The sequence below is a fragment of the Achromobacter sp. RW408 genome, assembly GCF_003184165.1.
In the GTDB taxonomy this organism is placed as follows: domain Bacteria; phylum Pseudomonadota; class Gammaproteobacteria; order Burkholderiales; family Burkholderiaceae_B; genus Achromobacter; species Achromobacter xylosoxidans.
In genome coordinates this window covers 151,244-173,423 of the sequence record NZ_QHHO01000040.1, presented here as the reverse complement: position 1 = coordinate 173,423, position 22,180 = coordinate 151,244, and the positions used below count along the sequence as shown (strand labels likewise).

The window sequence follows — 22,180 nt, the reverse complement described above, 5'->3', positions numbered from 1 at the left end:
GGCTATACTCATGTTACTGACCGGTACGTAATTGGGTCTGCGAATGGTACGTACCGGTCAGTAACGCCGTCAAGCGATATTTTCTGACGGCCGGTTTTCAGGGCTGCCGGCGTATGACGACCGGTCTCAGCAAGGAGTTTTCGAATGGCCAGCAAATCCCCCGCGGGCGGCAACGACGTCAAATCTGCCGCCACACCCGCCGCCAAGCCGCCCCTGGCGGCCGACCGCATCCGCCAGACGGCGCGCGAGATGTTCTACCGCGACGGCATCCGCGCGGTGGGGGTGGACGCCATCGTCAACCAGGCCGGCGTCACCAAGCCCAGCCTGTATCGCAGCTTCTCGTCCAAGGACGAGTTGGCGGCGGCCTATCTGCGCGACTACGACGCCGAATTCTGGGCGCGTTTCAACGCCGCCTGCGATGCCCACCCGGGCGACCCGCAGGCGCAACTGCGCGCCTACCTGTCGGGCCTGAGCGTGCGGGCGGTGCAAAGCGGCTATCGGGGCTGCGGCCTGACCAACGCGGCGGTCGAGTATCCGGAGGCCGGCCATCCGGCGCGGGAAGTCGCCGTCGCGCACAAGCTGGAACTGCGCCGGCGCCTGACCGCGATGGCGGCCGAAATGGGCGCGCCCGATGCCCAGGCCCTGGGCGACGGCTTGCTGCTCCTGATCGAAGGCGCCTTCGTGTCGAGCCAGTTGTTCGGCGAGGGTGGGCCGGCCGGCCGGGTGGCGGACATGGCGGACATGATGATCGACGCTCATCTCGGCCGCCGTTGATTGCTGCGATGCACAATAATGGTGCCGGATACGGTGCCGGATGCACCGATGTGGTGGTGTTTGTACCCATTTCGCAACGCCGAAAATAATGCTAGGCATTTTTATTGCAACGCAGCAACCACGGATCTAAGATGAATTCGTGTTGTTCCCCATCGCGCTTTCTCAAGGAGAGAATCATGAGCGATACCGCGTTGAAAAATGCCCGCATGTCGGATGCGCTGGAGCAGTCCTTGATCCGCGAGGCCATCAAGGCGGAAACCCTGTCCGGGCCGTTCTCGCGCTCGGGCTGGCGCCGGCTCAAGCTGCGCATGCGCCGGTTCGGCGGCGCCATCGGTGAAGTGCTGCACGACATGGACGCCGGCCGCCGCCAGCATCCTGTGATTTCCGCCCACCGTTGAGCGGCGCATCCGCGCCAGGAGAAAAACGCCAGCTTTCGCTGGCGTTTTTTTATGCCCGACAGCCTTCAGGCCGTGCCCGCCGCGGCGTCGATGATCCAATCCAGGAAGGCCCTGACTTCCGGCCGTTCGGCCGCGCCCGGCACGGTGACGGCGTAGTAGGCGAATCGCGCCGGCCACGGCTTGTCCAGCACCTGCGCCAGCCGGCCGGCGGCGATCTCCTGCTGCGCGTACTGCTGCGGCACCAGGGCCAGCCCCTGGCCGGATTCCGCCGCGCGGATCAGCAGGAAGTCATCCTCGAAGGCATTGCCGCGTTCGGCGCGCGCATCCGCCGCCACGCCGCTGGCTGCCAGCCACAGCGGCCAGTCGGCGCGGTCCGAGTCATGCAATAGCGGGTAATCCAGGCAGTCGGCGGGTTCGCGGATCGCGCCCGGCGCGACCAGTTGCGGACTGGCCACGGGCACCAGCACCGGCGCCATCAGGCGCACGCTTTCCAGTCCCGGGTAGTCGCCCAGGCCGTGGCGCAGGGCGACATCGACCCGGTCGCGGCGCAGGTCGGTCAATGCCGAGGTTGCCTCCACGCGGATCTCGATTCCGGGATGCAATTGCTTGAACGCGCCCAGCCGCGGCACCAGCCACGAGGCGGCGAAGGTGGCGACCGTGCTGATGGTCAAGGTGTGTTGCCCCTTGCTGGCCTCCAGCGCCGCCATGGCCTGGTCGATCTGCGCGAAGGCCTGCAACAGGGCGGGATGCAGCGTGGCGCCGGCCGGCGTCAGGCGCAGGCCCTGGCGTTCGCGGGTGAACAGCGCCAGGCCGACGCGGTCTTCCAGCAGGCGGATCTGCTGGCTGATCGCGCCCGGGGTGACGTGCAGCGCCTGGGCCGCGGCCTTGATGCTGCCGCGTTGGCCGACTTCGACGAAGGTGCGCAGGGTCTGAAGCGGGACGGAGGACATCGAGTTTAGTTTTTCTAAAGCATGAGGGCAGAAATCATCGCTTCTGATTATAGGAGCTTGTTGCCATCATGGCGCGGTCGGCTTGAATTTCCGACGCCACGAAAACTAAACCGAGAGGATCGCTTTGATGACCCCTGCAGCCCGTGTCCGGCAGCCTGTCCAGGTCGGGGCACAGCCATGATCGACCTGTATACCGACAGCTCCCCCAATGGTTTCAAGATCACCATCGCGCTGGAGGAACTGGGCCTGCCCTATACCCTCAGGCACGTGCATATCGACGCGGGGGAAAACCGGCGGCCGGCATTCCTGCGGCTCAATCCGCACGGCCGCATCCCGGTGCTGGTCGACCATGCCACCGGCATCACCCTGTTCGAGTCGGCGGCGATCCTGCTGTACCTGGCCGACAAGACGCGCCAGTTGTTGCCGATCGATCCCCCGGCGCGCTGGCAAGCGATCCAGTGGCTGATGTTCCATGCGGCCAGCGTCGGTCCCATCATCGGCCAGCGCGTGCACTTCGAGATTTTCTCCGCCACCCCGCAGCCCGAGGCGATCGAACGCTACCGCGGCCTGTGCGACGCCGCGTTCGGCGTGCTCGACGGGCAGCTGGCGCGGCATTCCCATGTCGCGGGCGAAGACTATTCGATTGCCGATATCGCGCACTTCGGCTGGACCCATATCGCCCGCATCGTCGGCTTCGATTTCAGCGCCCACGCCCATTTGAGCGCGTGGCACGAACGCATCGCCGCCCGGCCGGCGGTCCAGCGTGGCGTCACCTTGCCCGCGCCGGCCGTCGGCGCCTGAACCTGCTCAATCATGGAAACGCAAAATGCTTGAATCCACCACGACGTCCTCCGTATCCATCCCCACCGGCGCTTCCGCGCCGGCGTTCGCCGCCCATCCGGGTTATTGCCGCATGTTCGCGCCCGGCCAGCTCACCCTCGGCATGTTCCTGCCGCTGCGCTTCTACAACGGCGACATGCAGGTGCTGGCGGGGCAGTCGGAGCTCGTGACCGAGATCGACCGGCTCGGCTTTGCCGCCGTCTGGGTACGGGACGTGCCCTTGATGGACCTGGGCTTCGGCGATGCCGGACAGGTGTTCGATCCCTTCACCTACCTGTCGTTCCTGGCGGCCCGAACCCGTTCGATCGCGCTGGCCACCGGCAGCGCCATTTTCTCGTTGCGCCATCCGATCGACCTGGCCAAGGCCGCCGCCACCATCGACCAGTTGTCGGGCGGCCGGCTGGTGATGGGCATCGCCTCGGGCGACCGGCCCTCGGAGTTTCCGGCCTATGGCATCGAACACGAGCAGCGGGCTGAGCGCTTCCGCGATGCGGTGGCGTACTTCCGGCGGCTGCTGGGCAGCGCGGGCGGCACCATCGAATCGCCGTTGGGCCGCACCCTGAGCGGCACGCTGTTGCTGCCCAAGCCGGCAACGGGCGTGATCCCGCTGATGGTGACGGGCGGCTCCGGCCAGTCGCCGGCGTGGATCAGCGAACATGCGGACGGCTGGTTGAGCTATCCCGGTCCGTCGCACGACAAGAGCGGGCCGGCGCGGCTTGCCGACAAGATCCGTATCTGGCGCCAGGGCATTCCGGACGGCGGTTTCCGGCCGCACATGACCAACGAGTGGCTGGATCTGGTCGACGACCCCGACCATCCGCGCACGCCGCTGCAGGGCGGCTTCGTGTTGCGCACGGGCAGGAACGGCTTGATCGCGTTGTTGCGGGAGTGGCAGGCCGCGGGGGTGAACCACGTGGCCCTGGGCATCCAGTTCTCGGAACGGCCGGCGGCCGAGATCATCCATGAGCTGGCCGAGGAGGTGCTGCCGCATTTTCCGTCGCTGCCGGGGCCGGCCCCGCGCGACGGCCGCTGGTGAGGATCACAGCACCATGTCCACCAGCAGGTAGCCGTCCAGCAGGATGATGCCAACGGTGGCGACCACGGCCGCCCAGGCCCAGGCGCCGCGCAATACGTGGCGGCCCATCACCTGCCTGCGGCGGGCCAGCACCACCAGCGGACCCAGCGCGAAAGGCAGGGCCAGGCTCAGGATGACCTGGCTCAGCACCAGCAACTGGTCCGGGTCCTGGCCGCCGGTGAAGGCCAGCAGGGCGGCGGCCACGGCGCCGGCGATCAGCCGCGTGGCCAGCGCGCGGCGGCGGTCGGACCAGCCGCTGTTGATCTGGAAGCCTTGCGACAGCATGCGGCCGGCCAGCACGCCGGTGATGGTGGAGCTTTGGCCCGCCGCGTACAGCGCGATCGCGAACACGATGGCGGCGCCGATGCCGAAAGTCTGGCCGATCACGGCATGGGCGTCGTCCAGGCTGGAGACGATGATGCCGGAGCCGGACAGCGAGGCCGCGGCGACGATCATGATGGCCGAGTTGATCAGCATGGCCACGCCCAGCGACAGCACGGTGTCGTTGCGCGCCACGCGCATGGCCAGGTCGCGCGCGTCGGCCGGCAGCACGCGGGCGCGTTGCGCCAGCGAACCGGAGTGCAGGTAGAGGTTGTGCGGCATCAGGGTCGCGCCCAGGATGCCCAGCGCGATCAGGAAGCCCTGCGGATCGCGCAGTGCCTGGCCGGTGCGCGCCATGCCGTGGGCGACGTCGGTCCAGGCGGGATTGGCCTTGAACAGGAGGAACACGAACGAGGCCGCCACGATCGACAGCAGCACGGCGATGACGCGCTCGTGGCGGTCGGCGTTGCCGCGCGTCAGGGCCAGCACGGCGAAGGTGCCGACGCCGGTGACGGCCACGCCGCCCAGCAGCGGCAGGTTGAACAGCAGGCGCAGCGCGATGGCGCCGCCGATGAGTTCGGCCAGCGCGGTGGCCAGGATGGCGGCCTCGCCGGCCAGCCAGGCCGCCTTGGCGGTGCGCGGCGACAGGTGGCGGGCGGTGAGGGTGGCCAGGTCTTCGCCGGTGGCCAGCGCCAGGCGCGAGACCAGCACCTGGAAGCCCAGCGCCAGGATCGCCGATGCGATCACCACCAGCAGCAGGCCGTAGCCGAAGCCGCTGCCGCCGGCGATGTCGGTGGCCCAGTTGCCCGGATCGATGTAGCCCACCGCCACCAGGATGCCGGAGCCGACCACGCGGCGCAGGTTGGCGGTGACCTGGGCGTCCTGGCCGTAGGCCGCATTGCCGCCTGAAATCGCGTAGATGAATCGGGTCATGGTGATTTCCTGAGAATGGTTCTCATTTTCCATTTCTCGGGCATGACCGTCAAATTGATTTTCAGCAAGCGCGGGATAGGGCGGGCCAATGGCGCCGCCCGTGCCGCGGGCCGGCCGCGGCCGTTCAGGCCTTGAGCTTGGCGTCCATGGTGATCTTGGCGTTGAGCACCTTGGAGACCGGGCAACCCTTTTCGGCCTTGCGCGCGGCACCCTCGAAGGCCTGGGCGCTGGCGCCGGGAATCACCGCTTCCACGGTCAGGTGGACGGCGGTGATGGCAAAGCCCCCCTCGACCTTGTCGAGCGTGACCTCGGCCTTGGTGTCCAGGCTTTGCGCCGTCAGGCCGGCTTCGCCCAGGATGTTGGACAGCGCCATGGTGAAGCAGCCGGCGTGCGCGGCGCCGAGCAGTTCCTCGGGATTGGTGCCCGGGGTGTCGCCGAAGCGCGTATTGAAGCCGTAGGGCTGGTTCTTGAGCGCGCCGCTCTGCGTGGAAATCGTACCCTTGCCCGTTTTCAGATCGCCCGACCAGGCGGCGGTTGCGGTTTTCTTCATGCGTGACTCCTGTTGAGGGAACGCGCCCGCGACGGACGCGTCCGGTTGGGGGAGAGCGCGGCCCGCCTGGCGGCGGCGCGCGTTGCCGGAAGGGGCACGGACCATGATACGGCGCGCGCGCCGGGGCGTCGCCTGCCTGGCACCCGCATCCGGCAAGCCGATGTAACCGCCGCTTGCGCCGCCTTGCCAGCGCCGCGTGGCGCCGTCACACTTCGCCCCTGGATCAACCCGAACAGGCATTGGATACAGATGGTAGTGATCGACACCGAACAAACCCGCCGCGCATTGTCGTTCGACGCGGCGATCCCGGCCTTGCGCGAGGCGTTCCGCCAGGGCGCCCACGTGCCCCCGCGCCACGTCCACGCCATCGAGTCGGGCGGCGCGCACGGCACCACGCTGATCATGCCGGCCTGGAACGAGCAGGGGTATTTCGGCGTCAAGGTCATCAACATCTTTCCCGAGAACACGCGCCAGTCGCTGCCTGGCTTGCATGCTACCTACAACCTGTACAGCGCCCGCACCGGCGTGCCGCTGGCGCAGGTGGACGGCGACCTGGTGACGGTGTTCCGCACCGCCGGCGCGGCGGCGCTGGGCGCGTCCTACCTGGCGCGCGAGGATGCGCGGGTGCTGACCATCGTCGGCTCGGGACGCATTGCCGGGCTGGTGGCGCAGGCCATGCGCACGGTGCGGCCGATCGACAAGGTGTGGGTCTGGAACGTGCGTCCGGCCGGCGCCGAAGCGCTGGCGGCGGCGCTGCGCGAGCAGGGCTTCGACGCCAGCAGCACCGTCGACCTGGAACAGGCCGTGCGCCAGGCCGACATCGTCAGCTGCGCGACGTTGTCGACCGTGCCGCTGGTGCGCGGCGACTGGCTGCGCCCGGGCACGCACCTGGACCTGATCGGCAGCTTCAAGCCCGACATGATCGAGACCGACACCGCCTGCTTCGACGGCACCACGGTCTACGTGGACACGGACGAGGCGCCCACCAAGGCGGGCGACCTGCTGGCCGCGTTCGAGTCCGGCGTGCTGGCCCGCGACGAGATCCGCGGCAATCTCACCGACCTGGTGCTGGGACGCGCGCCCGGCCGCACGCAGGCGAGCGAAGTGACGGTGTTCAAGGCCGTCGGCAGCGCGCTGGAGGACCTGACGCTGGCCGCGCTGGTCTACGAGGCCTGCAGCGGTCAGGCAAAATAACGCCATCCGCTGTTTTTCCATCCTGCGAGCTGTCGTCATGTCCCGTTTCTTCCTTCGCTACGCCTGCGCTGTCGCGCTGGCGGTTCCCGCCCTGTCCGTCCAAGCCGAGATCGTGATCGGCGTGGATGTCTCCACCACCGGCCCGGCCGCGGCGATCGGCATCCAGACCAACAACGCCATCCGCCTGTGGCCCAGCACGCTGGGCGGCGAGCCGGCGCGCTACGTGGTGCTGGACGACGGCACGGACGTCAGCCGCGCGGTCAAGAACCTGCGCAAGCTGACCTCGGAAGACAAGGTCGACGCCATCGTCGGTCCCAACACCACCGCCGCGGCGCTGGCCGCGCTGGACGTGCTGGCCGAGACCCGTACGCCGATGATCGCCCTGGCGGCCTCCAGCGTGATCGTCGAGCCGCTGTCCGACCCCAAGCGCGCCTGGGCCTTCAAGATGCCGCAGAACGATTCGCTGATGGCGACCGTGCTGGTCGAGGACATGAAGAAAAAGGGCTTCAAGAATGTGGCCTTCATCGGCTTCGCCGATTCCTACGGCGACAGCTGGTGGAAGGAGTTCTCCGCGGCCGCCGGCAACGACGTCAAGGTCGTGGCGCAGGAACGCTTCCAGCGCACCGACGCGTCGGTGGTGGGCCAGGTGCTCAAGGTGATCGCCGCCAAGCCCGATGCCGTGCTGATCGCCGGCGCCGGCACGCCGTCGGCGCTGCCGCAGAAGACGCTGCTCGAACGGGGCTACACCGGCGCCATCTACCAGACCCACGGCATCGGCACGCTGGAATTCCTGCAGGTGGGCGGGCGCGATGTCGAAGGCACGCTGTTCCCCACGGGCCCGGGCGTGGTGGCGCGCGAGCTGCCCGACTCGAACCCGGTCAAGACGGTGGCGGTGGACTTCGCCGACAAGTACGAGCGTCAGTATGGCGCCAACACCCTGACGCAGTTCGCCGGCGACGCCTACGGCGCCTGGATGCTGCTGGATTCGGCCGTGGCGCGCGCCCTCAAGACCGGCGCCAAGCCCGGCACCCCGGAGTTCCGCGCCGCGCTGCGCGACGCCCTGGAAAGCACCCGCGACCTGGTCGTGCCCAACGGCGTGCTCAATATTTCCAAGGACAACCACCAGGGCTTCGACGAACGGGCCCGCGTCATGGGCGTGGTGCGCAACGGCAAATTCTCGTATGCGGAGGCGGCCCCGGCGCAGAAATAGGGGACGACATAGTCGTCTACCCTTCGTAACGAGTTTTCACCCGCCATAGGGTGGAGATAGGGAAAAGCAGGCTTCGGCCTGCTTTTTTTCGTCCATATCATTAGAGGTGAAATGATTTAATGTCGTATCATTTTTAGCGAAGCGATGTACCTAGAAATAAATCAGGGAGAAAAAACCATGATCGTCCAACGCACCCGCCGCGTCCTGCTGGCCCTGGGCCTGGGCCTGCTGGCAGCCTGCTCAGACTCCGGTTCGGACAAGCCCGTCCAGGGGGCCAGCGCGCCCGCCGCCGGCGCCAGCACGCTGGAAGCCGCCAAGGCGGCCGGCAAGATCCGTATCGGTTACGCCAATGAAGCGCCGTTCGCCTTCATGGACAGCAAGGAGGCCAAGGTCACCGGTGAATCGGTGGAAATCGCCCGGGTAGTGCTCAAGCGCATGGGCATCAACGAGGTCGAAGGCGTGCTGACCGAATTCGGCTCGCTGATCCCCGGCCTGCAGGCCAAGCGCTTCGACATCATCGCGGCCGGCATGTACGTCACGCCGGAGCGCTGCGGCCAGGTGGCGTTCTCGAACCCGACCTATGGCGTGGGCCAGGCGTTCCTGGTCAAGCAGGGCAACCCGAAGAACCTGCACAGCTACGAGGACGTGGTGAAGAACCCCGACGCCAAGCTGGGCGTGGTGGTCGGCGCCATCGAGGCCGAATACGCCGCCAAGGTCAAGGTGCCCGCCGGCCAGATCGTGGTGTTCCCGGATGCGGTCAGCGCGCTGTCCGGCGTGCAGGCCGGACGCGCCGACGCCTACGCGGCCACGGCATTGACGGTCAACGACCTGATGGGCAAGACCGACGCCGGCAGCGGCCTGGAGAAGGCCGAGCCGTTCACCGATCCGGTGATCGACGGCAAGGGCGTGCGCGGCTACGGCGCCTATGCCTTCCGCACGGACGACAAGGCCTTTGCAGATGCCTTCAATGCCGAGCTGGCCAAGTTCATCGGCACCGAGGAACACAAGAAACTGGTGGCGCCGTTCGGCTTCACGCCCGAGGAACTGCCCAAGGACGTCACGGCCGCCAAGCTCTGCGCCGCGAACTAGGGGGCGCCGATGCAGCTCATATCCGAACATATCGCCGAGCTGGTGCCGCCACTGCTGGAAGGCCTGGTGGTGACGCTGGAGATCATGGCGGGCGCCGTGGTGCTGGCGGTGCCGCTGGCGCTGGTGGCCGGGGTGGGGCGCCTGTCGACCGTGCGCCCCGTGCGCTGGCTGGCGTCCATCTACGTCGAGGTGTTTCGCGGCACCTCGGCGCTGGTGCAGCTGTTCTGGTTCTATTTCGTGCTGCCGCTGTTCGGCGTGCAACTGCCGGCCATGCTGGTGGGCATCGTGGTGCTGGCGCTCAATGCCGGCGCCTATGGCGCCGAGGTGGTGCGCGGCGCGATCCGCGCGGTGCCGCCGGGCCAGCGCGAGGCCGGCGTGGCCCTGAACCTGACGCGTGGCCAGATCATGCGCCGCATCGTGGTGCCGCAGGCCATTCCGGCCATGCTGCCGCCGGCCGGCAACCTGCTGATCGAACTGCTCAAGAACACCGCGCTGGTGTCGCTCATCACGATCACCGACCTGACCTTCCGCGGCCAACTGCTGCGCAGCGAAACCCTGCGCACCACCGAGATCTTCACGCTCATGCTGCTGCTGTACTTCGCGGTGGCGCTGCTCATCACCGCCGGCGTGCGCCTGCTTGAACGGAGGGTCCGCGTCCGATGAAACCGATATTCGACTGGTCCTTCGCGCTGGAGATCCTGCCCACGCTGGGCTCGGCGCTGGTCATCACCATCCAGGCCACGGTGCTGGGCATGCTGGTGGCCGTGACGCTCGGCCTGGCGCTGGCGCTGCTGCGGCGCTCGCGCCTGGCGGTGCTGTCCTTGCCCACGGCCTTCGTGATCGAGTTCGTGCGCAGCACGCCGCTGCTGGTGCAGATGTATTTTTTGTTCTACGTGCTGCCCCTGACCGGGGTGCAGATGTCGCCGCTGGCGACCGGCATCGTGGCGCTCGGGCTGCACTACGCCACCTATTGCGCCGAAGTCTATCGCGCCGGCATCGAGGCGGTGCCGCGCGGCCAGCTGGAGGCGGCGCGGGCGCTGAACATGTCGCCGTGGCGCACCGCCGTCGGCGTGGTGCTGCCGCAGGCGATCCCGCCGGTGGTGCCGGCGCTGGGCAACTACCTGGTGGCCATGTTCAAGGACACGCCGCTGCTGTCGGCGATCACGGTGGTCGAGCTGCTGCAACAGAGCAAGATGATCGGCTCCACCACCTTCCGCTACACCGAGCCCCTGACGCTGGTCGGCGTGCTGTTCCTGGCGCTGAGCCTGATCGCGGCCTGGGGCGTGCGCGGCCTGGAGGCCCGCCTGCAACGATATGGAGGAAAGCGATGAGTTCCAGCATCACCATCAAGAACCTGCACAAGCGCTATGGCGAGCTGGAGGTGCTCAAGGGCATCAACCTGGAGATTCCGGCAGGGCAGACCGTGGCCGTGATCGGGCCGTCGGGTTCGGGCAAATCGACCCTGCTGCGCGTGCTGATGACGCTGGACCGGCCGACCAGCGGCGAGATCGAGATCGACGGCGAGCCGATGTGGACCGACGCCCAGGGCCGTCCAGCCGGCCCCAATTCCGAGCACCTGCGCAAGGTGCGCGGCAAGATCGGCATGGTGTTCCAGCACTTCAACCTGTTCCCGCACATGACGGCGCTGGGCAACGCCATGGAGGCGCCGGTGCACGTGCTGGGCCTGCCGCGCGACCAGGCGCGCGAGCGCGCGGTGGAATACCTGGAGATGGTGGGGCTGGGCGACAAGCTCGACGTCTACCCGGCGCAGTTGTCGGGCGGCCAGAAGCAGCGCGTCGGCATCGCCCGCGCGCTGGCGATGTGCCCGGAGATCATGCTGTTCGACGAGGTCACCTCGGCGCTCGACCCGGAGCTGGTGGGCGGCATCCTGCAGATCCTGCGCGACCTGTCGGCGCGCAAGAGCATGACCATGATCATCGTCACCCACCAGATGAAGTTCGCCGAACGCAGTTCCGACCGCACGCTGTTCTTCGACGAGGGCAACATCGTCGAGGACGCCGAGTCGCAGACGCTGTTCAGCGCGCCCAAGGAAGCGCGCACGCGCCAGTTCCTGGACAGCGTGATCGAGGGGCAATAAGCCGCGGTAATAAAGGGCGGGCCTCGTCCCGCCCTAAACCCCCACGCGGGCGTCGGGATTGGCGGCGCGGGCGGATGCCGGCGCTATGCTGTGCATCCGCGTCCATCGCCCGGAGCCTTACGCATGAGTCATCTTTTCAGTCCCACGTCAGTCGGCAATGTCGAACTGGCCAACCGCATCGTCATCGCGCCCATGTGCGAATACTCGGCCGACGAGGGCCGCGCCACCGACTGGCACATGATCCACCTGGGCCACCTGGCCCTGTCCGGCGCGGCGCTGCTGTTTACCGAGGCGACCGCGGTCGAGGCCGATGGCCGCATTTCCCCGGGCGACCTGGGCCTCTGGTCCGACGAGACCGAAGCCGCGCTGGGCCGCGTGGTGCAGGCGGTGCGGCGCTATTCGCCGATCAAGCTCGGTATCCAGCTGGGCCACGCCGGCCGCAAGGCGTCGAGCCATGCGCCCTGGGAGGGCGGCCAACTGGTGCCGCCGGAGCAGGGCGGCTGGCAGGGCTGGGCGCCGTCGGCGCTGCCGCACAAGGCGTCCGAGCCGGCGCCGCGCGCGCTCGACGCGGCCGGCCTGGCGCGGGTGCGCGACGCCTTCGTCGACAGCGCTCGCCGCGCCATCCGCCTGGGTTTCGACGCCATCGAGCTGCATGCGGCCCATGGCTATCTGCTGCACCAGTTCCTGTCGCCGCTGGCCAACCAGCGCGACGACAACTACGGCGGCTCGCTGGAGAACCGCATGCGCTTCCCGCTGGAAGTGTTCCGCGCGGTGCGCGAGGTGACGCCTTCGTCGGTGGCGCTGGGCGTGCGGGTATCGGCCACGGATTGGGTCGAGGGCGGCTGGGATCCGGCGCAGACCGAGGCGTTCGCGCTGCGGCTCAAGGAATTGGGCTGTGAGTTCATCGACGTCTCCAGCGGCGGCGTGTCGCCGCTGCAGAAGATCCCGGTGGCGCCGAACTACCAGGTGCCGTTCGCCGACGCCCTCAAGCGCGCGGTCGGCCTGCCCACCATCACGGTGGGCCTGATCACCGAGGCACAACAGGCCGAGGACATCCTGGCGCAAGGCCAGGCCGACATGGTGGCGCTGGCGCGTGGCATGCTGTACGACCCGCGCTGGCCCTGGCATGCCGCCGCGCAACTGGGCGGGCAGGTCGCCGCGCCGCGCCAGTACTGGCGGTCGCAGCCGCGCGAGCTGAAGGAACTGTTCGGCGAGACGCGCTTCGGCCAGCGCTAGCGGCCGAAGCTGTCGCGCAATGAAAAACGCCGCGTGACGCGGCGTTTTTTTCGGGCGGGCGTTGCGCCTACAGGCGCGAATAGGCCGCTTCCAGTTCGCGGTGCAGGACGTCAGCGAAGTCGGCGCGGGCGGCGTCGTGCTGCGCCAGCAGGCGCGCCAGCACCACGTTGTCTTCCTCGCCGTTCCAGATCTTGATGTAGGTGCCTTCCTTGTAGCCATGCTGCTGGCGGAAGATGTTCAGCACGTTCTTGGAAACGTACTGGGTATAGGCATCGTTCCAGCTCATTTCGCAGGCGGTCATGCTCTGCTCGAGCAGCTTGAAGCTGGCGCGGCCGCACACCGCCAGGCCGCCGATCAGTTCGAGCAGTTCGGGCACGTTCAGGCTGGCCAGCGCATAGCTCTTGCCGTCCAGCGTGATCGAGGCGGGGCCGGCCAGGTCGGCCACCAGCGCGGCGGCGGCGGCGTTGACGTCGCCCTTGGCCTGCACGATGGTGTGCGACAGGTAGAAATGCAGGATGTCGACCAGTTCCATCTGCACCTGGGGCAGGTCGATGGTCTGCTTCTTCCACCACTTCCAGCCGTAGTGTTCCAGGGCCTCGGCCGATTCGACGAAGGCGGCGCGCAGGAAGCGGGCGCCGCCGTTGATCCAGTCCGGATTGATCATGCTGTTCAGGTCGCCTTGCAGCTTCAGCATCGTGGCCGCCTGGGCCTGGTTCAATCCGACAACGTTATTCACTTTCACTCCGGGTATTCATGGGGTCTATGCGAGGGCGGCGGAAATGTTAGCACCATTGCCGCCGAGGCCGGGCCGCTTCAGCCGTCCTTGCGGTACGACGAGGTCTTGAGCGGCGGCAGCTTTTCCAGCGGTCGCTTGCGCGGGTCGCGCGCGCCGCTGGCCGCCTTAAACAGCATCAGCGCGAAAAAGCCCAGGAACACCGCCGGCATGAAGTCGTCCAGGTCGAAGCGCGGCGCGTGCAGCGCCTTGAAGGCGACGTTGACGGCGGCCCAGCCGGCCACGGCGCCGGCGATGGTCAGGAAGATGCCCTGCTTGCGCTGGCGCGCGCGCTTGGCCAGCGAGACCGCTTCGGCGTCGGTCTGGCCCGGGGCGACGGTGGACGGCACGCTGTCGGCGCGGTGCGATTGCGGCGGCGCCGTCTTGCCCCAGGCCAGGTCATTCAGGGATCCCGGGCTCGGGGCGGGCGCCGGCGTGGGCGTGGCGACCGGCGCGGTCGCTTGGCGCCTGGTCTCGGCCTTGCTCGGCACCCGTCCGGGCGTGGCGCCGCCCGCGCGCGACAGGTTTTCGATGTAGCGCGCGAAGTCGCCGTTCTTCGGCTCCATGTCGATGGCCATGCTGTTCTCCGCTAATTGCCGCGACGGATGCGCGCCGGCTGCCGGCGTTTGCGCATCATCGCGACCAGGAGTCCGCATCCTAGCAGCACCGAGAGTCCCGCGCCGATCATCATGGCGATCTGTTGCGCGTTTTCGGCCGCGCCCAGGCTGCGCGCGGTGATGTAGCCGGGCGCCAGCATCAGCGGCATCCACAGGATCGCCGACAGCACGTTGGCCATCTGGAAGCGGCCGTGGGCCATGCCCATGACACCGGCCACCGTGGGGATGGTCGAGCGGATCGGTCCCAGGAAGCGGCCGACCAGCACCGAGGCGAAGCCATAGCGGTAGAAGAACAGGCGCGCCCGTGCCACGGCGGTACGCTGCTGCTTGAGCGGCCAGCGCCGCAGCACGTTGGGGCCGGCCCAGCGCCCCAGCCCGTAGGACAGCGCATCGCCGACGATGGCGCCGGCGATGCCCCATGCCATGATGCTCCACGGATCCAGCGTGCCGGCGCCGATCAGGCCGCCGGTCAGCAGCATCAGCGCGGTGGCGGGAATGAACAGGCCCAGCAGCACCATCGATTCTCCCAGCGTCAGCAGGAAGGTGATGGGGCCGGCCCAGGCCTGGTTGGTCTCGATCAGCACGCCGATCTTGTCGATGTATTGGTCCATGAGGCGGAAGTTGAAAATTAGCTGAACGCAATCGGGTATCTTAACGCCTGCATTGTGGACGCCGCGTGAAAGCGGTGCGCCACAGAAGGCTATCGTCGGAGTTCTATGGATTCGGTTACACAAGCCGTGCTGGGCGCGGGCATACAGGGGGCGCTGCTGGGGCGCGTGCAGGGGCGGCGGGCGCTCATCTACGGCGCGGCGCTGGCCACCGTGCCGGACCTGGACGTACTGATGCGCTACCCGGATCCGGTCTCGCTGATGACCTACCACCGGGGCTTCTCGCATTCGATCTTCGTGTTGACCGGCCTGGCGGCGCTGCTGACATGGTTGATACGCAAGTACTGGCCGCAGGCGCAATACAGCGCGGGGCGGCTGTTCCTGACCCTGTGGCTGGTATTGGTGACGCATCCGCTGCTGGATGCTTTCACCGTCTATGGCACGCAGCTGTTCTGGCCATTGCCATCGATCCCGGAAAGCTGGTCGGCCATCTTCATCATCGACCCCGTCTATACCGTGCCATTGCTGTTGGGGGCGGTGTACGCGGTGATCGTCGGCATGACCCGCAACGCCCGCCGCTTCCTGGCCGGGGCGCTGATCTTCAGCACCGCCTACCTCGGGTTCGGGCTCGCCGGCCGCATCGCCGCCGAACACCGGGTGCGCGATGCGATGCAGGCGCAGGGCATCGCCATTACCGAGCTGCGGGCTATTCCCATGCCGCTCAATACCTTGCTGTGGCGCGTCGTCGCCAAGACGCCCGACGGCCATTACTACGAGGCCGTCAGCAGCTGGTTCGACCGCGAGCCACCGGAATGGCTGCGCCTGCCGCTCAACCCGGAACTGGGACAGGCGCTGGCCGATATGCCGCTGCTGCAGCGCCTGCGCTGGTTCACCGATGATTGGCTGCGTTATGACGCCGTGGGCGATGCGCTGGTGGTGACCGACCTGCGCATGGGCGTGGCCGGGCACTACAACTTCCGCTTCAAGATGGCCGAGCGGCAGGCCGACGGCGGCTGGCGGCCGGTGACCCCGTCCAGTTGGCCGGGCGACCGTGGCGGCTGGGCGGAGTTCAAACTGGTGCTGGGACGCATCCTGCACGCGCAACCGCCGCTGCCGCTGGCGCAATGGGCCGAGACCGCGACGCGCTAGAGCGCGCCGATCGGCGCCATCGGGAAGGCCCGCCCGACATGGCGGGCTTTTTTTCGTCCCGTCGGCATGGGGCCTGGTGAGAGGCCGCGCTTCGCGGACGGTGCTGCCGCCAACCCGAGGGACCGCCCGTATTGACCGGAAATCCGCCGTTGCATTATTCTTGTTCCCGATTAAGGAACAGTAGTTCCTATTATTGGAACAATAATGAGCATTCTCGATGGCGTCCAGCGGGTGTTGGCGCTTTACGCGCAGGGCGAGGCGGAACTGAGCTTCACCGACGTGGCGCAGCGCCTGGCCATGCCCAAAAGCACGGCTTCGCGCCTGTTGAACCAGATGCAGCACTACGGCCTGCTGGACCAGGACGCGGCCACGCGCCGCTATCGCGCCGGCGCCTTGCTGTCGCAGGCGGTGCGCGCCGGGCAGGCCGCGACGCCGCTGGACGAGGCCTGCCGCAAGGTGCTGGCGCGCCTGTCCGACGACAGTGGCCTGACCGCCTACCTGTCCACCCTGAACCAGCGCGAAACCGTGGTGCTGCAACGCCTGAACGGCTCGCATCCGGTGCAGGTGCTGTCGCCGCCGGGTTCGCGCCGCGCCGCCTCGGACACGGCCATGGGACGCGCGCTGCTGTCGCGCCTGACCCAGGACGAGTTCGACGCGCTGTACGGCACCGATCCAGCCCGCCCCCTGCCGATGGAGGGCAAGGATTGCCCGGCCACCGTGGGCGAACTGGCGCAGCGCGTGGCGCAGATCCGCGCCGACCATTACGGCGTCGCCATCGACCAGGCCATGCCTGGCATCGGCGCCGTGGCGGCGGCGGTGCGCGATCCCTCCAGCGGCGAACTGCGCGGCCTGTGCCTGTCCTTCGTGTCGTTCCAGGTCGACGCCGCCCGCGTGGCGGCGCTGCGCGAGTCGCTGACGCGGCAGGTCGCGGCGCTGGGCCGCGAATTGAACGATCCCTATTGGCTGGCCTGACGCGCCGGCGCGAACCCGATTGACCGTATTGCCCTATCCAGCCGCGCGTGCGCGACACCCCGACTTTCCCGATTCCACGGAACTCCACTCATGAACCTTCTGCTTCTCAGCAATTCCAGCAGCGACGCCGGCTACCTGGTGCACGCGTTGCCCGACATCCGCGAACTGATCGCCGCGCTGCCGGCTGGCGCGCCGGCGGTGTTCGTGCCGTACGCGGGCGTCACCCGCAACTGGGACGACTACACCACCTTGGTCACCACGGCGCTGGCCGACGCGGGCCTGGACATCCAGCCGCTGCATCGCGCCGCCGATCCCGTGGCCGCGCTGGAGAATGCCGCCGTCATCATCGTCGGCGGCGGCAACACCTTCAACCTGCTCGGCCAATTGCGCCGCCAGGGCCTGCTGAGCGTGGTGGCGCGCCGCGTGCGCGAAGGCGCCGCCTACCTGGGCTGGAGCGCCGGTTCCAACCTGGCGTGCCCAAGCATCTGCACCACCAACGACATGCCGATCACCGACCCCGAAGGCTTCGATGCGCTCGGCCTGCTGTCCTTCCAGATCAACCCGCACTACACCAATGCCCATCCTCCCGGCCATCGCGGCGAAACGCGCGCGCAGCGCCTGGCCGAGTTCTGCACGCTGAACCCGACCATGCCGGTGCTGGGCCTGCCCGAAGGCGCCGGGCTGCGCGTGCGCGGGGCCGCCATCACGCTTGTCGGCCCGCACGATGCGCCGCTGTTCATCGGCGCCGCCGAGCCGCGCGTGTTCACGCCCGGCCCGCTGGAGATCCCGGCATGAAGCAGGTCATCGACACCATCGAACTGCTGTCTTCGGCCCACATCACGGGCGAGGCGGTGGCACAGGCGCTGCGCGCGGCCGGCGACTGCGAGGTCGAGGTCACGCCGCTGGAGCGCGACGGCGCGGCCACCGAGTTCCTCTCCATCGTCATTCCGGGCGCCGACCCCGCCGCGCCGCAATTGGGCATCGTCGGCCGCCTGGGCGGCATCGGCGCGCGTCCGGCCGTCACCGGCCTGGTGTCCGACAGCGACGGCGCCGTGGTCGCCATCGCCGCCGCGCTCAAGATCATGGCCATGGCGCGCCAGGGCGACGTGCTGCCCGGCACCGTGCGCATCCGCACCCACATCTGCCCGCGCGCCGGCACCCGTCCGCACCATCCCGTGCCGATGATGCGCTCGCCGTTCCCGATGCGCGAAATGATGTCGCACGAAGTCGATCCGCGCATGGACGCGATCCTGTCCGTCGACACCACCCGCGGCAACCGCCTGGTGAACCGCCGCGGCGTGGCGCTGACGCCGGTGGCCAAACAGGGCTATCTGCTGCGCATTCCGGAGACCATGCTGGACGTGATGGGCTGGGTCAGCGGCGAGCTGCCCCTGACGCTGCCGCTGACCACGCAGGACATCACGCCCTACGAAAACGGCCTGTGGCATGTCAATTCGCTGATGCAGCCGGCCATCGTCACCGACGCGCCGGTGGTCGGCGTGGCGCTGACCGCGCAGACCGCCGTGCCGGGTTGCGCCACCGGCGTGACCAACGCCGTCGACGCCGACGTGGCGATGCGTTTCTGCATCGAGATCGCCAAGCTCTTCGGGCAGGGCGCCATGACCTTCTTCGACGCCGCTGAATGGGACGCGCTGCAGGGCCGCTATGGCTCGATGGCGCATCTGCAGACCACCGGCCGCGAACCGGGCGCCGCGCAATGAGCGCGCGTCGCCCGCGCCGCGTGGCGTTCTTCACCATCGGCCAGTCGCCGCGCAGCGACGTGGTGCCGGAAATGGCGCCGCTGCTGGGCGAACACGTGCGCATCGACGAGTTCGGCGCGCTCGACGGCCTGGATGCGGCGGCGCTGGCCGCGCTGGCGCCGCGCCCGGGCGAGTATCGCTTCGCCACGCGCATGCGCGACGGCGCCCAGGTCGAACTGGACGCCGCCGCCGCCGAGGCGCGGCTGGCAGAGGTGATGCGCGAGGCCGACGCCGCCGGCTACGACGTGCTGGTGCCGCTGTGCACTGGCACCGCGATCGCGCCGATGCGCACGCTGGTGGTCGAGCCGCAGCAGGTCGTCGACCACCTGGTCGCCGGTTTGGCGCAGCACTGCCGCAAGGTTGGCCTGGTGGTGCCGCTGCAAGCCCAGGTCGACGCCTTCCACATGGCCGTGCCGCTGGAATGCGCGACCACGGTGGCGCACGCCTCGCCCTACGAGGCCGACGCGGGACGCGCGGCGGCCAGTTTCAAGCAGGCCGGCCAGGACCTGGCCGACTGTGATTTTGTCGTCATGCATTGCATGGGTTACGCCGAGCGCATGCGGCAGGCGGTGGCACAGGCATCGGGTCGCCCGGTGCTGTTGTCCAACCGCCTGGTCGCGCAGGCGCTCGCGCAAATATTGGAATAAGGGAATCGACTTCATGTTCAGCCGTACTTTGCAACGCGCCGCGGGCGCACTGTTCGCCGCCAGCACCCTGGCGGCCGCGCCGGCCCTGGCCGCCGACGCCTGGAAACCGACCAAGCCGGTGCGCTTGCTGGTGGGCTTTGCGCCCGGCGGTTCGGCCGACACGCTGGCGCGCCTGCTGGCCGAGCCGCTGTCGCAGCGCCTGGGCCAGACCGTGGTGGTGGAAAACCTGGCGGGCGCCGGCGGCAACATCATGGCCTTCCGCCTGTCGCAATCGCAGCCTGACGGCTACACCATCGGCATCGCCGCGGCCGGTTCCATGGCCATCACCCACGTGCTCAACGCCAAGGGCACCAGCTACAAGCCGACCGACTTCACGCCCATCACGCTGGCGGCGGTGCAGCCCAACGTGGTCATCGTCAACAAGGACGTGCCGGCCAACAACCTGGCCGAATTGAAGGACTACTTCCAGAAGACGCCGACCGCCACCTACGGCACCGCCGGCGTGGGCATCTCCAATCACCTGATCGCCGAAACCATGCTGTACAAGCTGGGCGTGAAGGTGCCGCACGCGGCCTATCGCGGCGCGGCGCCGGTCATCACCGACCTGCTGGGCGGCCACATCGCGATGACGATGGACAACATCTCCACCGCCGCGCCGCTGGCGCTGCAGGGCAAGGTCAAGGCCATCGGCGTGGCCTCGCTCAAGCGCTCGGCGCAGTTGCCCAACGTGCCCACGCTCGACGAGCAGGGCCTGAAGGGCTTCGATATGCCCACCTGGCAGGGCGTGTTCGCCCCGGCCGGCCTGCCGGCGGACGTGCTGGCTGCCTATTACGCGGCGCTGCAGGACGTGCTCAAGCAACCCGCCGTGAAGGAAAAGATGGCCGGCCTGGGTTCGGAACCCGTCACCGGCATGACGCCCGAGCAGTTCGGCCAGTTCCTGGAGAACGACCGCAAGCAGTGGGCCGACATCGTGCGCGCCGCCAACATCAGCCTGGAGCAATAAGCAGGCTGTCGCGTCCGCCGTTGCCGGCAGGCGCGGCGCGCGCCGCAAACAAAAACGCCAGACTCGCGTCTGGCGTTTTTTTTTGGCGGTTCGCGGATGGGCGGGATCAGGCCGGCAGCCGCGCCGCGATCTCGGCGATCAGGCGGCGCGCGGCGTCCAATTTGTCAGCCGCCGGCAGCGGGTGCGCGCCCTGCGCGTCGAACAGCACCAGTTCGGTGGTGTCCGCGTCCATCACCTTGTGCGCCAGGTTGCCCACCAGCAGCGGGATGCCCTTGCGCTGGCGTTTGGCCTCGGCGTGCTCGGCCAGCTTTTCGGTCTCTGCCGCAAAGCCCACGCACCAGGGCCCGTCCTTCAGTTTGGCTACTTCGGCCAGGATGTCCGGGTTGGGCTCGAACTCCATCTGCGGCGCGCCGCCGCCTTCGCTGGTCTTCTTCAGCTTCTGGTTGCTGACGTTCTTGACGCGCCAGTCGGCCACGGCCGCCACGGCGATGAAGATGTCGGCATCGGCGGCGCTGGCCATCACCGCGTCGTGCATCTGGCGCGCCGTCATGACCGACAGCGCGGTGACGCCGCGCGGCACCGGCAGGGCGGTGGCGCCGGTGATCAGCGTGACGCGGGCGCCGGCCTCGCGCGCGGCGCGGGCCAGGGCGTAGCCGGTCTTGCCCGACGAGCGGTTGCTCAGCACGCGCACCGGATCGACCGGCTCGGAGGTGGGGCCGGCGGTCAGCAGCACGTGGCGGCCGGCCAGCAGCTTGGGCTGGAAGAACGCGATCAGGTCGGCCAGGATCTCGTGGGCTTCGAGCATGCGGCCGTCGCCGGTCTCGCCACAGGCCTGTTCGCCGGCGGCCGGGCCCAGGATGCTGATGCCGTCGGCGCGCAGTTGCGCCACGTTGCGCTGGGTGGCCGGGTTGGCCCACATCTCGCGGTTCATGGCGGGCGCCACCAGCAGCGGGCAGGCGCGCGCCACGCACAGCGTCGACAGCAGGTCGTCGGCCATGCCGTGGGCCAGCTTGGCCATGAAGTCGGTGCTGGCCGGCGCGATCAGCACGGCGTCGGCGCCGCGCGTCAGGTCGATGTGCGCCATGTTGTTGGGCACCCGCGGGTCCCACGCATCCACGAACACCGGGCGGCCGGACAGGGCCTGCATGGTCACGGGCGTGATGAAGTGCGTGGCGGCTTCGGTCATCACCACGTCGACGATGGCGCCTTGTTCGGTCATGCGCCGCACCAGCTCGGCGATTTTGTAGCAGGCGATGCCGCCGGTCAGGCCGAGGACGATGCGTTTGCGGGCGAGGTCGAGCATGGGCGTCGGACGGCGTTTGGATACCGTCGAATCAGGGAACGGACAGTGATTTTATTCCGCATTGCCGCATCGCGCCGTTCGCCATGCATGCAGGGGGGCTCAAATAGACAAAAACCCGGCCGAGGGCCGGGTTTCGAAGGGGTGGGGAGGCGCGTCAGGCGCGCGGCTTGCGGGCCCGCAGCAGCTCGTCCAGCACCAGCAGCACGGCGCCGCAGCTGATGCCCACGTCCGCCAGGTTGAAGGCCGGGAAATACCAGTCGCGCCAGTAGAACAGCAGGAAGTCCACCACGTGGCCATACACCACGCGGTCGATCACGTTGCCGATGGCGCCGCCCAGGATCATCGCCAGCGCCAGGCAGAAGCGCGGCTGGCCGCGGGTGCGGCGCAGGATCACGGTGATGACCACGGCGGCAACGATGCCCAGGCCGGTGAACAGCCAGCGCTGCCAGCCTTCCTCGGACGCCAGGAAGCTGAAGGCCGCGCCGCGGTTGTACAGCAGCGTGAAGTCGAAGAACGGCAGCAGGTTCAGGCGCTCGCCATACTGGTACGAGGTGTTGAAGTACACCTTGGTCAGCTGGTCCAGCACGATGATGGCCAGCGCGATGCCCAGCCAGCGGCCCACCCTTGCGGGGGGCGCGCCGGCGGACGCCGCGGTGGCCGTGCCTTGAGGGCCGGCCATGC

The 22,180-nt window shown here is 68.5% G+C and carries 25 protein-coding genes; 17 read left to right on the top strand and 8 right to left on the bottom strand.

The window, feature by feature from the left end:
- Positions 1 to 144: 144 nt before the first annotated feature.
- Together DK459_RS08395 and DK459_RS08390 are read left to right on the top strand one after the other, a co-directional pair.
- On the top strand, positions 145 to 774 hold the full coding sequence (locus tag DK459_RS08395) for a TetR/AcrR family transcriptional regulator (protein WP_024069526.1): 630 nt from the start codon (positions 145 to 147) through the stop codon (positions 772 to 774).
- A gap of 176 nt (positions 775 to 950) precedes the next feature.
- A complete protein-coding gene (locus DK459_RS08390) occupies positions 951 to 1,172 on the top strand; it encodes a hypothetical protein (RefSeq protein ID WP_006383972.1) in 222 nt (73 codons plus the stop codon).
- 65 nt (positions 1,173 to 1,237) lie between these two features.
- Here the strand turns inward: DK459_RS08390 and DK459_RS08385 are convergent, their stop codons facing one another.
- Positions 1,238 to 2,122, bottom strand: coding sequence for a LysR substrate-binding domain-containing protein (locus tag DK459_RS08385; protein WP_024069525.1), 885 nt, complete (start codon positions 2,120 to 2,122; stop codon positions 1,238 to 1,240).
- A 177-nt stretch (positions 2,123 to 2,299) separates the two neighbouring features.
- Here DK459_RS08385 and DK459_RS08380 point away from each other — a divergent pair, with 177 nt between their 5' ends.
- Both DK459_RS08380 and DK459_RS08375 read left to right on the top strand, forming a co-directional pair.
- Positions 2,300 to 2,923 carry a glutathione S-transferase family protein gene (locus DK459_RS08380; protein ID WP_024069524.1) on the top strand — a complete coding sequence of 208 codons (624 nt, stop codon included), beginning with the start codon at positions 2,300 to 2,302 and terminating at the stop codon, positions 2,921 to 2,923.
- A 25-nt stretch (positions 2,924 to 2,948) separates the two neighbouring features.
- Positions 2,949 to 3,998 carry an LLM class oxidoreductase gene (locus DK459_RS08375; RefSeq protein ID WP_006383969.1) on the top strand — a complete coding sequence of 350 codons (1,050 nt, stop codon included), beginning with the start codon at positions 2,949 to 2,951 and terminating at the stop codon, positions 3,996 to 3,998.
- Positions 3,999 to 4,001: 3 nt separating this feature from the next.
- On the opposite strand, the gene DK459_RS08370 is transcribed toward DK459_RS08375, so the two are convergent.
- Together DK459_RS08370 and DK459_RS08365 are read right to left on the bottom strand one after the other, a co-directional pair.
- Positions 4,002 to 5,291 carry an Nramp family divalent metal transporter gene (locus DK459_RS08370; protein ID WP_035181048.1) on the bottom strand — a complete coding sequence of 430 codons (1,290 nt, stop codon included), beginning with the start codon at positions 5,289 to 5,291 and terminating at the stop codon, positions 4,002 to 4,004.
- A gap of 124 nt (positions 5,292 to 5,415) precedes the next feature.
- A complete protein-coding gene (locus DK459_RS08365; RefSeq protein ID WP_053498534.1) occupies positions 5,416 to 5,841 on the bottom strand; it encodes an OsmC family protein in 426 nt (141 codons plus the stop codon).
- 249 nt (positions 5,842 to 6,090) lie between these two features.
- Here DK459_RS08365 and DK459_RS08360 point away from each other — a divergent pair, with 249 nt between their 5' ends.
- From DK459_RS08360 to DK459_RS08330, 7 genes are all read left to right on the top strand, one after another.
- Positions 6,091 to 7,035: an ornithine cyclodeaminase family protein gene (locus DK459_RS08360; RefSeq protein WP_053498532.1), complete on the top strand. Its 945-nt coding sequence runs from the start codon at positions 6,091 to 6,093 to the stop codon at positions 7,033 to 7,035.
- A 37-nt stretch (positions 7,036 to 7,072) separates the two neighbouring features.
- Positions 7,073 to 8,245: an ABC transporter substrate-binding protein gene (locus tag DK459_RS08355; RefSeq protein ID WP_024069521.1), complete on the top strand. Its 1,173-nt coding sequence runs from the start codon at positions 7,073 to 7,075 to the stop codon at positions 8,243 to 8,245.
- Between the two features lie 177 nt (positions 8,246 to 8,422).
- Positions 8,423 to 9,334 (top strand): ectoine/hydroxyectoine ABC transporter substrate-binding protein EhuB, encoded by a 912-nt coding sequence (gene ehuB, locus DK459_RS08350; protein ID WP_047991190.1) that lies wholly within the window; start codon positions 8,423 to 8,425, stop codon positions 9,332 to 9,334.
- Between the two features lie 9 nt (positions 9,335 to 9,343).
- Positions 9,344 to 9,997 carry an ectoine/hydroxyectoine ABC transporter permease subunit EhuC gene (ehuC, locus tag DK459_RS08345; RefSeq protein ID WP_110134638.1) on the top strand — a complete coding sequence of 218 codons (654 nt, stop codon included), beginning with the start codon at positions 9,344 to 9,346 and terminating at the stop codon, positions 9,995 to 9,997.
- Complete coding sequence (ehuD, locus tag DK459_RS08340) at positions 9,994 to 10,665, top strand: ectoine/hydroxyectoine ABC transporter permease subunit EhuD (protein ID WP_053499655.1); 672 nt, start codon at positions 9,994 to 9,996, stop codon at positions 10,663 to 10,665. The genes ehuC and ehuD overlap by 4 nt, the downstream gene beginning before the upstream one ends.
- Complete coding sequence (ehuA, locus tag DK459_RS08335; RefSeq protein WP_006383961.1) at positions 10,662 to 11,432, top strand: ectoine/hydroxyectoine ABC transporter ATP-binding protein EhuA; 771 nt, start codon at positions 10,662 to 10,664, stop codon at positions 11,430 to 11,432. The genes ehuD and ehuA overlap by 4 nt, the downstream gene beginning before the upstream one ends.
- A gap of 123 nt (positions 11,433 to 11,555) precedes the next feature.
- Positions 11,556 to 12,668 carry an NADH:flavin oxidoreductase/NADH oxidase gene (locus DK459_RS08330; protein WP_110134637.1) on the top strand — a complete coding sequence of 371 codons (1,113 nt, stop codon included), beginning with the start codon at positions 11,556 to 11,558 and terminating at the stop codon, positions 12,666 to 12,668.
- Positions 12,669 to 12,735: 67 nt separating this feature from the next.
- Here DK459_RS08330 and DK459_RS08325 read toward each other — a convergent pair whose 3' ends face one another.
- From DK459_RS08325 to DK459_RS08315, 3 genes are all read right to left on the bottom strand, one after another.
- The gene (locus tag DK459_RS08325; RefSeq protein ID WP_035181018.1) at positions 12,736 to 13,386 is read right to left on the bottom strand and encodes a dUTPase; all 651 of its coding nucleotides are present in this window, start codon (positions 13,384 to 13,386) and stop codon (positions 12,736 to 12,738) included.
- Between the two features lie 95 nt (positions 13,387 to 13,481).
- Complete coding sequence (locus tag DK459_RS08320; RefSeq protein WP_006383957.1) at positions 13,482 to 14,018, bottom strand: hypothetical protein; 537 nt, start codon at positions 14,016 to 14,018, stop codon at positions 13,482 to 13,484.
- A gap of 11 nt (positions 14,019 to 14,029) precedes the next feature.
- A complete protein-coding gene (locus DK459_RS08315) occupies positions 14,030 to 14,668 on the bottom strand; it encodes a DedA family protein (protein ID WP_006383956.1) in 639 nt (212 codons plus the stop codon).
- A 105-nt stretch (positions 14,669 to 14,773) separates the two neighbouring features.
- On the opposite strand from DK459_RS08315, the gene DK459_RS08310 reads away from it, so the two are divergent.
- From DK459_RS08310 to DK459_RS08285, 6 genes are all read left to right on the top strand, one after another.
- Positions 14,774 to 15,814, top strand: a complete 1,041-nt coding sequence (locus tag DK459_RS08310; protein ID WP_006383955.1) for a metal-dependent hydrolase — start codon at positions 14,774 to 14,776, stop codon at positions 15,812 to 15,814.
- Positions 15,815 to 16,018: 204 nt separating this feature from the next.
- Positions 16,019 to 16,786: an IclR family transcriptional regulator gene (locus DK459_RS08305; protein ID WP_006383954.1), complete on the top strand. Its 768-nt coding sequence runs from the start codon at positions 16,019 to 16,021 to the stop codon at positions 16,784 to 16,786.
- Positions 16,787 to 16,876: 90 nt separating this feature from the next.
- Positions 16,877 to 17,581: a dipeptidase PepE gene (pepE, locus tag DK459_RS08300; protein WP_006383953.1), complete on the top strand. Its 705-nt coding sequence runs from the start codon at positions 16,877 to 16,879 to the stop codon at positions 17,579 to 17,581.
- Positions 17,578 to 18,507, top strand: coding sequence for a DUF1177 domain-containing protein (locus DK459_RS08295; protein ID WP_006383952.1), 930 nt, complete (start codon positions 17,578 to 17,580; stop codon positions 18,505 to 18,507). The genes pepE and DK459_RS08295 overlap by 4 nt, the downstream gene beginning before the upstream one ends.
- Positions 18,504 to 19,193 (top strand): AroM family protein, encoded by a 690-nt coding sequence (locus DK459_RS08290; protein ID WP_054485227.1) that lies wholly within the window; start codon positions 18,504 to 18,506, stop codon positions 19,191 to 19,193. Before DK459_RS08295 ends, DK459_RS08290 begins: the two co-directional genes overlap by 4 nt.
- A gap of 13 nt (positions 19,194 to 19,206) precedes the next feature.
- A complete protein-coding gene (locus DK459_RS08285; RefSeq protein ID WP_047991185.1) occupies positions 19,207 to 20,196 on the top strand; it encodes a tripartite tricarboxylate transporter substrate binding protein in 990 nt (329 codons plus the stop codon).
- Positions 20,197 to 20,302: 106 nt separating this feature from the next.
- On the opposite strand, the gene coaBC is transcribed toward DK459_RS08285, so the two are convergent.
- Positions 20,303 to 21,499 (bottom strand): bifunctional phosphopantothenoylcysteine decarboxylase/phosphopantothenate--cysteine ligase CoaBC, encoded by a 1,197-nt coding sequence (gene coaBC / locus DK459_RS08280; RefSeq protein ID WP_006383949.1) that lies wholly within the window; start codon positions 21,497 to 21,499, stop codon positions 20,303 to 20,305.
- Between the two features lie 154 nt (positions 21,500 to 21,653).
- Positions 21,654 to 22,178, bottom strand: a complete 525-nt coding sequence (lspA, locus tag DK459_RS08275; protein ID WP_006383948.1) for a signal peptidase II — start codon at positions 22,176 to 22,178, stop codon at positions 21,654 to 21,656.
- Between the last annotated feature and the right edge of the window lie 2 nt (positions 22,179 to 22,180).

What these genes read in the sequence shown, in the direction of transcription:
- DK459_RS08310 (WP_006383955.1), top strand. Translation starts at nt 14,774, where the DNA reads ATGGATTCGGTTACACAAGCCGTGCTGGGCGCGGGCATACAGGGGGCG.
- ehuC (WP_110134638.1), top strand. Translation starts at nt 9,344, where the DNA reads ATGCAGCTCATATCCGAACATATCGCCGAGCTGGTGCCGCCACTGCTG.
- DK459_RS08390 (WP_006383972.1), top strand. Translation starts at nt 951, where the DNA reads ATGAGCGATACCGCGTTGAAAAATGCCCGCATGTCGGATGCGCTGGAG.
- ehuD (WP_053499655.1), top strand. Translation starts at nt 9,994, where the DNA reads ATGAAACCGATATTCGACTGGTCCTTCGCGCTGGAGATCCTGCCCACG.
- DK459_RS08330 (WP_110134637.1), top strand. Translation starts at nt 11,556, where the DNA reads ATGAGTCATCTTTTCAGTCCCACGTCAGTCGGCAATGTCGAACTGGCC.
- DK459_RS08385 (WP_024069525.1), bottom strand. Translation starts at nt 2,122, where the DNA reads ATGTCCTCCGTCCCGCTTCAGACCCTGCGCACCTTCGTCGAAGTCGGC.
- DK459_RS08380 (WP_024069524.1), top strand. Translation starts at nt 2,300, where the DNA reads ATGATCGACCTGTATACCGACAGCTCCCCCAATGGTTTCAAGATCACC.
- DK459_RS08285 (WP_047991185.1), top strand. Translation starts at nt 19,207, where the DNA reads ATGTTCAGCCGTACTTTGCAACGCGCCGCGGGCGCACTGTTCGCCGCC.
- DK459_RS08290 (WP_054485227.1), top strand. Translation starts at nt 18,504, where the DNA reads ATGAGCGCGCGTCGCCCGCGCCGCGTGGCGTTCTTCACCATCGGCCAG.
- DK459_RS08370 (WP_035181048.1), bottom strand. Translation starts at nt 5,291, where the DNA reads ATGACCCGATTCATCTACGCGATTTCAGGCGGCAATGCGGCCTACGGC.
- ehuB (WP_047991190.1), top strand. Translation starts at nt 8,423, where the DNA reads ATGATCGTCCAACGCACCCGCCGCGTCCTGCTGGCCCTGGGCCTGGGC.
- DK459_RS08395 (WP_024069526.1), top strand. Translation starts at nt 145, where the DNA reads ATGGCCAGCAAATCCCCCGCGGGCGGCAACGACGTCAAATCTGCCGCC.
- coaBC (WP_006383949.1), bottom strand. Translation starts at nt 21,499, where the DNA reads ATGCTCGACCTCGCCCGCAAACGCATCGTCCTCGGCCTGACCGGCGGC.
- DK459_RS08315 (WP_006383956.1), bottom strand. Translation starts at nt 14,668, where the DNA reads ATGGACCAATACATCGACAAGATCGGCGTGCTGATCGAGACCAACCAG.
- ehuA (WP_006383961.1), top strand. Translation starts at nt 10,662, where the DNA reads ATGAGTTCCAGCATCACCATCAAGAACCTGCACAAGCGCTATGGCGAG.
- DK459_RS08365 (WP_053498534.1), bottom strand. Translation starts at nt 5,841, where the DNA reads ATGAAGAAAACCGCAACCGCCGCCTGGTCGGGCGATCTGAAAACGGGC.
- DK459_RS08295 (WP_006383952.1), top strand. Translation starts at nt 17,578, where the DNA reads ATGAAGCAGGTCATCGACACCATCGAACTGCTGTCTTCGGCCCACATC.
- lspA (WP_006383948.1), bottom strand. Translation starts at nt 22,178, where the DNA reads ATGGCCGGCCCTCAAGGCACGGCCACCGCGGCGTCCGCCGGCGCGCCC.
- DK459_RS08305 (WP_006383954.1), top strand. Translation starts at nt 16,019, where the DNA reads ATGAGCATTCTCGATGGCGTCCAGCGGGTGTTGGCGCTTTACGCGCAG.
- DK459_RS08375 (WP_006383969.1), top strand. Translation starts at nt 2,949, where the DNA reads ATGCTTGAATCCACCACGACGTCCTCCGTATCCATCCCCACCGGCGCT.
- DK459_RS08360 (WP_053498532.1), top strand. Translation starts at nt 6,091, where the DNA reads ATGGTAGTGATCGACACCGAACAAACCCGCCGCGCATTGTCGTTCGAC.
- DK459_RS08355 (WP_024069521.1), top strand. Translation starts at nt 7,073, where the DNA reads ATGTCCCGTTTCTTCCTTCGCTACGCCTGCGCTGTCGCGCTGGCGGTT.
- pepE (WP_006383953.1), top strand. Translation starts at nt 16,877, where the DNA reads ATGAACCTTCTGCTTCTCAGCAATTCCAGCAGCGACGCCGGCTACCTG.
- DK459_RS08320 (WP_006383957.1), bottom strand. Translation starts at nt 14,018, where the DNA reads ATGGCCATCGACATGGAGCCGAAGAACGGCGACTTCGCGCGCTACATC.